Here is a 12378-nt window from a genome sequence, read left to right on the forward strand (position 1 = left end):
CGAAAGGCTTCCCTGTGAGCACCGAAGCGTACGTGTACGACGCGATCCGCACCCCGCGCGGCCGCGGCAAGGCCAACGGCGCCCTGCACGGCACCAAGCCCATCGACCTGGTCGTCGGCCTCATCCACGAGATCCGCGACCGCTTCCCCGGCCTCGACCCGGCCGCCGTCGACGACATCGTGCTGGGCGTCGTCGGCCCGGTCGGCGACCAGGGCTCCGACATCGCCCGGATCGCCGCGATCGCCGCCGGGCTGCCGGACACGGTGGCGGGCGTACAGGAGAACCGCTTCTGTGCCTCGGGCCTGGAAGCCGTCAACCTGGCCGCCGCCAAGGTGCGCTCCGGCTGGGAGGACCTCGTCCTCGCCGGCGGCGTCGAGTCCATGTCCCGGGTGCCGATGGCCTCGGACGGCGGCGCCTGGTTCAACGACCCGATGACCAACCTCGCCGTCAACTTCGTGCCGCAGGGCATCGGCGCCGACCTCATCGCCACCATCGAGGGCTTCTCACGCCGCGACGTCGACGAGTACGCGGCGCTCTCCCAGGAGCGGGCGGCGACGGCCTGGAAGGAGGGCCGCTTCGACCGTTCCGTCGTCCCGGTGAAGGACCGCAGCGGCCTCGTCGTCCTCGACCACGACGAGCACCTGCGCCCGGGCACCACCGCCGACTCGCTCGCGGGGCTCAAGCCGTCCTTCGCGGACATCGGCGACCTGGGCGGCTTCGACGCCGTGGCCCTCCAGAAGTACCACTGGGTCGAGAAGATCGACCACGTCCACCACGCGGGCAACTCCTCCGGCATCGTCGACGGCGCCTCCCTCGTCGCCATCGGCTCGAAGGAGGTCGGAGACCGCTACGGCCTCACCCCGCGCGCGCGGATCGTCTCCGCAGCCGTCTCCGGCTCCGAGCCCACCATCATGCTCACCGGCCCCGCGCCCGCCACCCGCAAGGCGCTCGCCAAGGCCGGGCTGACCATCGACGACATCGACCTCGTCGAGATCAACGAGGCCTTCGCCGCGGTCGTCCTGCGCTTCGTCAGGGACATGGGCCTGTCCCTGGACAAGGTCAACGTCAACGGCGGCGCCATCGCCCTCGGCCACCCGCTCGGCGCGACCGGCGCGATGATCCTGGGCAGCCTGATCGACGAACTGGAGCGCCAGGACAAGCGGTACGGCCTCGCGACCCTCTGCGTCGGCGGCGGCATGGGCATCGCGACCGTCATCGAGCGCATCTGAATCCCCGGCGGAACCAAGAGACTTCAGAGACTTCAACGGAGACCCCCGTCATGACGCAGAGCACCACCATCCGCTGGGAACAGGACCGCACCGGCGTCGTCACCCTCGTGCTCGACGACCCCAACCAGTCCGCGAACACCATGAACCAGGCGTTCCGCGACTCCCTCGCCGTGATCACCGACCGGCTGGAGGCCGAGAAGGACACCATCCGCGGGGTCATCATCACCTCCGCCAAGAAGACCTTCTTCGCGGGCGGCGACCTGCGCGACCTGATCCGGGTCACCCCCGAGACCGCGCAGGAGCTGTTCGAGGGCGGCCTGGCGATCAAGCGCCAGCTGCGGCGCATCGAGACCCTGGGCAAGCCGGTCGTCGCCGCGATGAACGGCGCGGCCCTCGGCGGCGGTTACGAGATCGCGCTCGCCTGCCACCACCGCATCGCCCTCGACGCGCCCGGCTCCAAGATCGGCTGCCCCGAGGTCACCCTCGGCCTGCTGCCGGGCGGAGGCGGCGTCGTGCGCACCGTTCGCCTCCTGGGCATCGCCGACGCGCTCCTGAAGGTCCTCCTCCAGGGCACCCAGTACAACCCCCAGCGCGCCCTGCAGAACGGCCTGATCGACGACGTGGCCGCCACCCAGGAGGAGCTGCTCGCCAAGGCCCGCGCCTTCATCGAGGCCCACCCCGAATCGCAGCAGCCCTGGGACAAGCCGGGCTACAAGATCCCCGGCGGTACGCCCGCCAACCCCAAGTTCGCGGCGAACCTGCCCGCCTTCCCGGCCGGCCTGCGCAAGCAGACGAACGGCGCCCCCTACCCGGCCCCGCGCAACATCCTCGCGGCCGCCGTCGAGGGCTCGCAGGTCGACTTCGAGACGGCCCAGGTCATCGAGGCCCGCTACTTCGTCGAGCTGGCGGCGGGCCAGACGTCCAAGAACATGATCCAGGCGTTCTTCTTCGACCTCCAGGCCGTCAACTCCGGCGCCAACCGACCCAAGGGCATCGAGCCGCGCAAGGTCCGCAAGGTCGCCGTCCTGGGCGCCGGCATGATGGGCGCGGGCATCGCCTACTCGTGCGCCCGCGCGGGCATCGAGGTCGTCCTGAAGGACGTGACGCTCGAAGCCGCCGTCAAGGGCAAGGGCTACTCCGAGAAGCTGTGCGCGAAGGCGGTCTCCCGGGGCCGTACGACGCAGGAGAAGGCGGACGCGCTGCTGGCCCGCATCACGCCCACGGCCGACCCCCAGGGCGTGGCCGGCTGCGACGCGGTCATCGAGGCCGTCTTCGAGAACCCCGAGCTCAAGCACAAGGTGTTCCAGGAGATCCAGGGCATCGTCGAGCCGGACGCGCTGCTGTGCTCCAACACGTCGACCCTGCCGATCACGGTGCTGGCCGAGGGTGTGGACCGCCAGGCCGACTTCATCGGCCTCCACTTCTTCTCTCCGGTCGACAAGATGCCACTCGTCGAGATCATCAAGGGCGAGCGCACGGGGGAGGAGGCGCTGGCCCGCGCCTTCGACCTGGTCCGTCAGATCAACAAGACGCCGATCGTCGTCAACGACTCGCGCGGCTTCTTCACCTCCCGTGTCATCGGCCACTTCATCAACGAGGGCGTGGCGATGGTCGGCGAGGGCATCGAGCCCGCGTCGGTCGAGCAGGCGGCGGCCCAGGCGGGCTACCCCGCCAAGGTCCTCTCCCTCATGGACGAACTGACCCTCACGCTGCCGCGCAAGATCCGCAACGAGTCCAGGCGGGCCGTGGAGGAGGCGGGCGGCACCTGGACGTCCCACCCCGCCGAGGCGGTCATCGACCGCATGGTCGACGAGTTCGGCCGTGAGGGGCGTAGCGGTGGGGCGGGCTTCTACGACTACGACGCCGACGGCAAGCGGGTGGCCCTGTGGCCGGGCCTGCGCGAGCACTTCACCCGCGAGGGCGCGCGGATCCCCTTCCGGGACATGCAGGAACGCATGCTGTTCTCCGAAGCCCTGGACACGGTCCGGCTCCTGGAGGAGGGCGTCCTGACGTCCGTCGCCGACGCCAACATCGGTTCCATCTTCGGCATCGGCTTCCCGGGCTGGACCGGAGGTGTCCTGCAGTACATCAACGGCTACGAGGGCGGCGTCCCCGGCTTCACGGCACGCGCGCGTGAGCTGGCGGAGCGGTACGGGGACCGCTTCGCTCCGCCGGCGCTGCTGGTGGAGAAGGCGGAGAAGGGGGAGCGGTTCGGGGACGCCTGACGCCTGACGCCGGGCGCGGGGGAGTGTCTTCGCCCCCGCCGCCCCTACCCGTCCCATCCTTCTGGGGCTCCGCCCCAGACCCCGCTACTCAAACGCCGGAGGGGCTGAGTAGTTCAGCCCGTCCGGCGTTTGAGGACAAGGCCACCACCGTCCCGAACCCCCACCCACCCGCAGGGGGCTCCGCCACAAAACGCCGGCCCAGGCATCTTCAGCCCGTCCGGCGTTTGAGGACGAGGCCCCTTCAGGGCCGAAAGCGGGGGTCTGGGGGCGCAGCCCCCAGGGGATGGGACGGGTAGGGGCGGCGGGGGCGAGATCTGTCAGGGGGATCCGGCGTCCTGCGGCATGCCGCCCAGCCACTCCCGCAGCTCCTCGCGCAACGACCGCTGAAAGGTCGTCAACAGTGCCTGCACCACCACGGGTTGCATATACGCGGACAGCGACTTCACGTCCTGCGCGGCACGCTCCGACACCTCGCCGCGAAAGAGCCGCGCCAGCTCGTGCGCGGCGGCACGCGAGTGCTCGATGAGGACCTTGCGCGCCGCGAGGATCGCCTCCTGCGACAGCGGCACGTCCAGCAGCCCCACGCCCAGCCGCAGCAGCCCGAGGTCGACCCGGTAGTCACCGTCGGCGTCACCGACACCGTCGCCCGGCTCGACCACCCCCATCGCGACCAGCCGCTCCACGTCCTCGTCGCCGAGCCCCCGCCCCGCCCGCCGCTCCAGCTCCCCCCGCGTCACCGTCTCCACCGCGTCCGGCGCCCAGGAGGCCACCACGGCCCGGTGAATGGCGAGGTCATGGGCGTCCAGGTCCGGCGGCAGCTGCTGCAGATACCGCTCGATCGCCGCCAGCGTCATCCCCTGCTGCTGCAGCTCCTCGATGAGCGCCAGCCGGGCCAGGTGCTCCCGCCCGTAGTGGCCCACTCTGCGCGGACCGAGCACCGGAGGCGGCAGCAGCCCCTTGGTGCCGTAGAACCGCACCGTGCGGACCGTCACACCCGCCCGCGCGGCCAGCTCGTCGATCGTGAGGGTCATCTCCTCGGTGCCGGTCGTCATGTGCAGCAGTATCGCTGTCTCACCGGTGCTGTGACACCTCCGGTGACCGATGAGGACGGTGCGGAGGTTCCCTGTGAGAAGTAACGCTCTGTGACGCGCGCCACCGCGTGAGCCGCGCCTCTGGGGGAAGGTGACCCCTTGGTCTGCGTCTTTACCGAGGGCGCAGACCATACGTACGTCCGGACACCCGAGCGAGACCCGCTCGGGCGCACCAGAGAGTGGTACCCCCGTGAGCAAGGACGCCGTGAACACGGCCGTGGCCGCACCTCGCAGCGACGCGGCCCAGATGCCCGCGGACGCGGGCGACGCCGGTTACAGCAAGGACCTCAAGGCCCGCCACGTCAACATGATCGCCATCGGCGGGGCCATCGGCACCGGCCTCTTCCTCGGCGCCGGCGGCCGCCTCCACAACGCGGGCCCGGCGCTGGCGATCGCCTACCTGGTCTGCGGCATCTTCGCCTTCTTCGTCGTCCGTGCCCTCGGCGAACTCGTGCTCTACCGCCCCTCGTCCGGCTCCTTCGTGTCGTACGCGCGTGAGTTCCTCGGCGAGAAGGGCGCGTACGTCGCCGGCTGGATGTACTTCCTGAACTGGTCGACGACCGGCATCGCCGACATCACCGCGATCGCGCTCTACACGCACTACTGGAGCATGTTCACGGACATCCCGCAGTGGGTCCTGGCCCTGGCCGCCCTCGCGGTGGTCCTGGCGGTGAACCTGATCTCGGTGAAGATCTTCGGCGAGATGGAGTTCTGGTTCGCGATCATCAAGGTCGCCACCCTCGTCGCCTTCATGCTCGTGGGCATCTTCCTGCTCGCCACCCAGCACGAGGTCGGCGGCCAGACCCCGGGCCTGGACGTGATCACCGACAACGGCGGTGTCTTCCCGCACGGCATGATGCCCGTCGTCCTCGTCATGCAGGGCGTGATCTTCGCGTACGCCGCCCTGGAACTGGTCGGCGTCGCCGCGGGCGAGACCGCCGAGCCGGAGAAGGTCGTCCCGCGCGCGGTGAACTCGATCATGTGGCGCGTCGGCCTCTTCTACGTCGGCTCGGTCGTCCTCCTCGCCCTTCTCCTGCCCGGCTCGGTCTACTCGGCCGACGAGAGCCCCTTCGTCACGGTGCTGTCGAAGATCGGCGTCGAGGGCGCGGGTGACGTGATGAACCTCGTGGTCCTGACGGCGGCGATGTCCTCCCTCAACTCCGGCCTGTACTCCACGGGCCGCATCCTCCGCTCGATGGCGATGGCGGGCTCGGCCCCGAAGTTCACCGCCCGCATGAACCGCAGCCAGGTCCCGTACGGCGGCATCCTGCTCACCTGCGCGGTGTGCGTCCTCGGCGTCGGCCTGAACTACCTCATGCCCAGCCAGGCCTTCGAGATCGTGCTGAACGTCGCCTCCCTCGGCATCATCAGCACCTGGGTGATCATCATGATCTGCCACCTGCTCTTCGTCCGCCGCGCCAAGGCGGGCCTGGTCACCCGCCCCGGCTTCCGCCTCCCCGGCAGCCCGGTCACCGAACTCGTGACCATCGCCTTCCTGCTCGCCGTACTCGGCCTGATGTGGAACGACCCCGAGGTCGGCCGCAAGACCCTCCTCCTCATCCCGGTCATCGCCCTGATGCTGATCGTCGGCTGGTTCGCGATCCGCCGCCGGGTCGCCCGCGCGGAGGACCGGGAGCTGACCGACCTCACGAAGTAAGGGGTGATCGGAGGCCGTTGTCAGTGGCGGGCTCTACGGTGGCGTCATGTCGGAGATCACTCACATCCGGGGTGACGCCACCGTTCCGTCGGTGAAGGGGGAAGGGGGCCGCCCCTTGTCGTCCTGCGGTCAGGCACGCGCCCGAAGGGGCGCGGGGCACTGCGCGACCAGCCACGTAGGGGCCGCAGGCACCCACTGTCCGGAAGGCCCATAGCGAGAAGACCGTCCCACGCAGCGGAGTAGATTCGCCGTCACGGTCCACGACCATGGGGAGAGCGCCAGTTGAGCCGCGACATCGACGTTCTCGTGCTGGGCGGGGCCGGGGTGGACACCATCGTGTACGTCCCCGAGCTGCCGCTCCCGTACGCCGACAGCTACATGATCGACAGCGGGATCCGCACCCGCGCCGGCCAGACCGGGGACTTCGTCGCGGTCGGCCTGCGCGCCCTCGGCCTGCGCACCCACCACGTCGACTTCCTCGGCGACGACCCCGAGGGCGACCTCGTCCGCGCCCTGCACCGCGAGCACGGCATCGCCCTGACCGCGATCCCGCAGCCGGCCGGCACCAAGCGCGCGGTCAACCTGGTCGGGCCGGACGGACGCCGGCTCTCCCTGTACGACACCAGCAGGGCACACGCGGACGACCGGTTCCCCGAGGACACGCTGCGGACGCTCGCCGGGGCGAGCCGTCAGGCGCATGTGTCGATCACCCACCCCTGCACCCACGCCCTGCCCATCCTCCGCGAGGCCGGCCTCACCCTCTCCACCGACCTCCACAACTGGGACGGCGAGAACCCGTACCACGAGCCGTTCGCGTACACCGCCGACGTGGTGTTCCTCTCCGCGGCCGCCCTGACCGCCCCGGAGCGGACCATGCGCCGTATCGCCGAGCGGGGCAGGGCCGAGGTGGTCGTCGCCACCGCCGGAGCCGAGGGCGCGTACCTCCTGACCGACGGCGAGGTCACGCACGTTCCCCCGGTGGCCCCACCGGCGCCGGTGGTGGACTCCAACGGCGCCGGCGACGCCTTCGCGGCCGCCTTCCTCCACGGCCGTCTGGCCGGCGAGCCACCGCACCGGTGCGCTCTGTACGGCGCGGTGGCCGGCGCCCATGCCTGCACGGTGCCGTCGACGGAGACGGCCCCGATGGACGTGACCGAACTACTCAGGCGCACTGCCACGCTCTGAGCGGCGCGGACTCAGTGCTCGTGCACGCCGTTCGTCGCGGCGATCTTCTTCCAGGACGCAGGCTGCCCGGGAACACCGGACGCCCTCGCGATCGAAGCCGCCCCCGCCGCGGCGGCGCCCGGCTTCGACGGCTGGAACAGCCAGGTGTCGAAGAGCGCCGCCAGCGGCTGCCCGGACACCTCCTCGGCGTACCGCTGGAAGTCGGCCACCGACGCGTTGCCGTAGGCGTACTTCTGCGTCCAGCCCTTGAGGATGGCGAAGAAGGCGTCGTCACCGATCTCGTTGCGCAGCGCCTGCAGGGCCAGCGCGCCCCGGTCGTAGACCGCGATGTGGAACTGGTTCTCCGGACCGGGGTCACCGGGCCGCACCTTCCAGAAGGCATCGCCGGCCGCACGCGAGGCGTACACGTAGTCGGCGATCTCCTGCGCCGTCCCCTCGCCCTCGTGCTCCGACCACAGCCACTGCGCGTACCGCGCGAAGCCCTCGTTGACCCAGATGTCCTTCCAGTCCTTGACGGACACCAGGTCGCCGTACCACTGATGGGCCAGCTCATGGACGACGACGGAGGTGTTCGACCCGTTGGCGAAGTTCGCCGGGCTGTAGAACGGCCGGGTCTGCGTCTCCAGCGCGTACCCGGTGTCGGTGTTCGGGACGTACCCGCCGAGCGCGTTGTAGGGGTACGGCCCGAAATACCCGGAGAGCCAGTCGGCGATCTCCCCGGTCCGCTCGATGCTCGCCTTCGCCGCACCGGTCTTGTCGCCCAGGTCCTTGCTGTAGGCGTTGATGACCGGGATGCCGCTCTCGCTGGTCCCTGTGGTCACGTCGAACCTGCCGACGGCGAGCGTGGCGAGATACGTCGCCTGAGGCTTGTTCGAGCGCCAGTTGTAGCGGGTCCAGCCCAGCCGTGAACTCGTCGACTGCAGGGTGCCGTTGGAGATGGCCTGGGTGCCGTCCGGGACCTGCACCGAGACGTCGTACGTCGCCTTGTCGAGCGGGTGGTCGTTGCTGGGGAACCACCACCAGGCGGCCTCGGGTTCGTTCGCCCCGACCCCGCCGTCCGGGGTGCGGTGCCAGCTGGTGAAGCCGTACGCCTTCTTCGACGACGGCACCCCTCGGTAGCGCACGACCACCGTGACGTCCGTGCCCTTGGCCAGCGGCTTCTTCGGTGTGATCTCCAGCTCGTGCTCGCCCGAGGTCGCGAACGACGCCTTCACGCCGTTGACCCGGACCTCGCTGACGTCCAGCAGAAAGTCCAGATTGAACCGGGACAGATCCTGCGTCGTCCTCGCCAGCAGGGTCGCCGTCCCCTCCAACTCGTCCGTGGCCGGCTGGTACTTCAGCCGCAGGTCGTAGTGGGAGACGTCGTATCCGCCGTTGCCGTAGGCCGGGTAGTAGGGGTCGCCGATGCCCGGAGCGCCGGGGGAGTGGCTCGCGGCCGACGCCGGGATCGCCAGCATCAGAGTGGCGGCTGCGAGTGCGCCCGGCGCCATGATTCTGCGGTGCACGAAAGCTCCAAGTCGTAGGGGCCCGAAGTCTGTCCGGAGCCTATTCAGTACCTGTGGCTCCGGTGTGTCCATGACCACCGCTGTCACACGATCGCCATTCGGCCGCAATGGGCCAGCCCGCCCCAGGGGCGTTTATCGGCCACACGGGACCTCATACGCCGTCAGCCGCCCTCTTCTGCATGGGAGTTCACCGATGTACCGTCCGCGCATGCCGAAACGCATGCGCTTCACGATCTGGAGACAGCTCGCGGCGGTGGCCACAGCCGCCCTGCTGGCCACGTTCCTCGCCCCCGCGACGGCCCACGCCGCCCCGCGGGAGAGCAGGCCCGTCCACTCGTACGAGAACGCCATCCGCGAGGCCGTATGGGTGGACACGGGACTCGACCTCGACCGGGACGGCGAGAAGGACCGCGTCGCCGTCGACGTCGTCCGGCCCCGGGAAGCGGCCGCGCAGGGCCGCAAGGTGCCCGTCATCATGGACGCCAGCCCGTACTACTCCTGCTGCGGGCGCGGCAACGAAAGCCAGAAGAAGACGTACGACGCGAACGGCGCCGTCGTCCGGATGCCGCTGTTCTACGACAACTACTTCGTGCCTCGCGGGTACGCCTTCGTCGGCGTCGACCTCGCCGGCACCAACCGCTCCGACGGCTGCGTGGACGTCGGCGGCCGCTCCGACATCCTCTCCGCGAAGGCCGTCGTCGACTGGCTGAACGGCCGCGCCAAGGCGTACACGACCCGCACCGGCACCACCAAGGCCGAAGCGACGTGGACCAACGGCCGCACCGGAATGATCGGCAAGAGCTGGGACGGCACCATCGCCAACGGCGTCGCCGCCACCGGGGTCGGGGGCCTGAAGACCATCGTCCCGATCAGCGCCATCTCCTCCTGGTACGACTACTACTTCCAGCAGGGCGCCCCGCTGTACGACTCCGGCCCCGACGCGCTGTCCGACTACGTCGACAGCCCCGACGCCCGCGCCCGGTGCGGCGCCGTCCAGCAGGCGCTCGTCGACGGTGCCCCGCGCACCGGGGACTGGACGCCCCTGTGGACCGAGCGCGACTACGTGAAGGACGCCCGCAAGGTCCGGGCCAGCGTCTTCCTCATCCACGGCATGCAGGACCTCAACGTCCGGATGAAGCACGTCGGCCAGTGGTGGGACGCCCTCGCGAAGAACGGCGTCGAGCGCAAGATCTGGCTCTCCCAGACCGGTCACGTCGACCCCTTCGACTTCCGCCGCGCCGAGTGGGTGGAGACCCTGCACCGCTGGTTCGACCACGAACTCCTCGGCTACGACAACGGCATCGACCGCGAGCCGATGGCCGACATCGAGCGCCACCCCGACCAGTGGGTCACCTCGAAGGTCTGGCCGCCGCGCGGCACCGACACGACCACCCTGCGCCCCGCCGAGGGCAGCCAGGCCGGCGTCGGCACCCTCGGCCTGCGCAAGGGCAACGGCACCGAGACCTTCACCGACGACCCGCAGCACGGCGAGACCGACTGGGCCGCCCACATCGACCGGCCCACCCCCGACAAGGCGGGCTTCGTGACCAAGCCGCTCACCCGCGACCTGCGGCTGTCCGGCTCCTCCGAGGTCACCGTCACCGCGACCCCGACCACCTCGACGGCCCACCTCTCCGCCGTCCTGGTCGACCTCGGCCCCGACACCATCCGTGACTACGCGACCAGCGGCGAGGGCATCACCACGCTCACCGACCGCACCTGCTGGGGCGCGAGCACCACCGGCGACAGCGCCTGCTTCAAGGAGACCGAGGCCAAGACCGCCGACGTCGACTACACCGTGGTCAGCCGCGGCTGGGCCGACCTGGGCAACCACGCCTCGGACCGCAAGGGCCTGCCGCTCACCCCGGGCAAGGCGTACACGATCACCCTCGACCTGGCGGCCACCGACCACGTCGTCCCGGCCGGCCACCGCCTCGCCCTGATCGTCGCGGGCACGGACAAGGACCTGATCGACCCGCCGTCGACCAAGCCCACCCTCACCCTCGACCTCTCCCGTACGAAGGCCCGCGTCCCGCTGGTCGGCGGCGCCCACGCCTTCGCCCGCGCCACGGCGGGATCCGTCGCCGCGGCCCCCGGGGCCACGCCCCTCGACGGCGTGTCCGCACCGCGCACCACTCACCGCATCCCGGAGGGAGGCCAGTGACCCGCCCCCGAACCCGCACCCTGACCTTTGCCGCGGCAGCCCTCGCCGCGTCCCTCGTGGCGGTCCCCGCCCAGGCCGCCGACTCCCCGCCCCGCACCGGCTTCGAGGAGTCGAACGGCGCCCGCTGGACGACCCAGCCCGAGGAGCAGAGTTTCCTCAGGGCCGTCGACAAGGCGAGCGACCGGGTCTCCGTCACCCGTATCGGTACGACGAAGCAGGACCGCCCGCTCCAACTGGTCCGGATCGGTACCCGCCCCACCCCCAACAAGGTGCTCCTGGTGTGCAGCCAGCACGGCGACGAGCCCTCCGGCCGCGAGGCCTGTCTGTCCACCGTCCGCGACCTGGCCTTCGCGAAGGACCGGCAGACCCGGCGCTTCCTGGAGCGCACCACCCTGCTCGTCGTGCCCACCGCCAACCCCGACGGCCGGGCCGCCGACACCCGGGGCAACAGCGACGGCGTGGACATCAACCGCGACCACCTCGCGCTGGCGACCGCCGAGGGACGCGCCATGGCCGCGGTCGTCCGTGACCAGCGCCCCGACGTGATCTACGACCTGCACGAGTACGGCGCCACACCCCCGTACTACGACAAGGACCTGTTCGACCTGTGGCCGCGCAACCTCAACACGGACGCCGACGTCCACGACGAGGCGCGGACCCTGTCCCAGTCGTATGTGCGCCCCGCCGCCGCGGGCTCCGGTCACTCGACGGGCACGTACGGCATCTGGACCGACCCCGTTACCGGCGAGCCGATCAAGCAGGTCGCCGGCGACGGTCAGGAACGCATTTTGCGGAACATGTCCGGCATCAAGCACTCGGTGGGCCTGCTCATCGAGAGCCGCGTCGATCCCCTGACCGACGAGGAGAAGGCCGACGAGTCGCTCAACAACCGGCGTCGGGTGTACTCCCAACTAGCGGCGCTGGACGGCCTGTTCGACTTCACCGAGGTCCGTCGCGGACAGGTCGAGTCGGCGACCGGCAGGGCCCGGCTCGCGGGCTTCGCCGACACCGGGCCCGTCTACGTCGGCGGCGCCGACAACGACCAGCCGGAACCCGCCGAGGTGATCCAGGACCCGCCCTGCGGCTACCGGCTCACCACCGACCAGTACCGGCAGGTGAAGGACGAACTGGCGCTGCACGGAGTGAAGTCGAAGGCGACCTCCACGGGCGCCCTGGTCCCGCTCCGCCAGTCCCTGCGCGCCCTCGTCCCACTGCTCCTCGACGAGCGCGCCCCGTACCGCATCACGGCCGGTGAGCCCGACACCGACTGCTCAAACGGCTGAGATCGACGGGATCTGTGGTAGGTCCTGGGAGACGACGTG

The 12378-nt window shown here is 70.5% G+C and carries 8 protein-coding genes; 6 read left to right on the forward strand and 2 right to left on the reverse strand.

Annotated elements, in window-relative coordinates; translation table 11 throughout:
* Nucleotides 1-14 precede the first annotated feature (14 nt).
* Both ABIE67_RS40205 and ABIE67_RS40210 read left to right on the forward strand, forming a co-directional pair.
* The gene (locus tag ABIE67_RS40205; RefSeq protein ID WP_370266499.1) at nucleotides 15-1229 is read left to right on the forward strand and encodes an acetyl-CoA C-acetyltransferase; all 1215 of its coding nucleotides are present in this window, start codon (nucleotides 15-17) and stop codon (nucleotides 1227-1229) included.
* A 50-nt stretch (nucleotides 1230-1279) separates the two neighbouring features.
* A complete protein-coding gene (locus ABIE67_RS40210; RefSeq protein WP_370266500.1) occupies nucleotides 1280-3454 on the forward strand; it encodes a 3-hydroxyacyl-CoA dehydrogenase NAD-binding domain-containing protein in 2175 nt (724 codons plus the stop codon).
* A gap of 317 nt (nucleotides 3455-3771) precedes the next feature.
* Here the strand turns inward: ABIE67_RS40210 and ABIE67_RS40215 are convergent, their stop codons facing one another.
* Nucleotides 3772-4506: a MerR family transcriptional regulator gene (locus tag ABIE67_RS40215; RefSeq protein ID WP_370266501.1), complete on the reverse strand. Its 735-nt coding sequence runs from the start codon at nucleotides 4504-4506 to the stop codon at nucleotides 3772-3774.
* A 229-nt stretch (nucleotides 4507-4735) separates the two neighbouring features.
* Between ABIE67_RS40215 and ABIE67_RS40220 the strand changes: the two genes are divergently transcribed.
* Entirely contained in the window at nucleotides 4736-6202 is a 1467-nt protein-coding gene (locus tag ABIE67_RS40220) for an amino acid permease (protein WP_370266502.1), read from the forward strand.
* A gap of 282 nt (nucleotides 6203-6484) precedes the next feature.
* Nucleotides 6485-7387, forward strand: a complete 903-nt coding sequence (locus ABIE67_RS40225) for a PfkB family carbohydrate kinase (RefSeq protein WP_370266503.1) — start codon at nucleotides 6485-6487, stop codon at nucleotides 7385-7387.
* An 11-nt stretch (nucleotides 7388-7398) separates the two neighbouring features.
* Here ABIE67_RS40225 and ABIE67_RS40230 read toward each other — a convergent pair whose 3' ends face one another.
* Nucleotides 7399-8892 carry a M1 family metallopeptidase gene (locus ABIE67_RS40230; RefSeq protein WP_370266504.1) on the reverse strand — a complete coding sequence of 498 codons (1494 nt, stop codon included), beginning with the start codon at nucleotides 8890-8892 and terminating at the stop codon, nucleotides 7399-7401.
* A gap of 208 nt (nucleotides 8893-9100) precedes the next feature.
* Here ABIE67_RS40230 and ABIE67_RS40235 point away from each other — a divergent pair, with 208 nt between their 5' ends.
* A complete protein-coding gene (locus ABIE67_RS40235; protein WP_370266505.1) occupies nucleotides 9101-11056 on the forward strand; it encodes a Xaa-Pro dipeptidyl-peptidase in 1956 nt (651 codons plus the stop codon).
* On the forward strand, nucleotides 11053-12339 hold the full coding sequence (locus ABIE67_RS40240; RefSeq protein WP_370266506.1) for a M14 family metallocarboxypeptidase: 1287 nt from the start codon (nucleotides 11053-11055) through the stop codon (nucleotides 12337-12339). Before ABIE67_RS40235 ends, ABIE67_RS40240 begins: the two co-directional genes overlap by 4 nt.
* The last annotated feature ends 39 nt before the right edge of the window (nucleotides 12340-12378 follow it).

The organism is Streptomyces sp. V4I8, from assembly GCF_041261225.1.
Taxonomy (GTDB): domain Bacteria; phylum Actinomycetota; class Actinomycetes; order Streptomycetales; family Streptomycetaceae; genus Streptomyces.

What these genes read in the sequence shown, in the direction of transcription:
- ABIE67_RS40210 (WP_370266500.1), top strand. Translation starts at nt 1,280, where the DNA reads ATGACGCAGAGCACCACCATCCGCTGGGAACAGGACCGCACCGGCGTC.
- ABIE67_RS40215 (WP_370266501.1), bottom strand. Translation starts at nt 4,506, where the DNA reads ATGACGACCGGCACCGAGGAGATGACCCTCACGATCGACGAGCTGGCC.
- ABIE67_RS40235 (WP_370266505.1), top strand. Translation starts at nt 9,101, where the DNA reads ATGCCGAAACGCATGCGCTTCACGATCTGGAGACAGCTCGCGGCGGTG.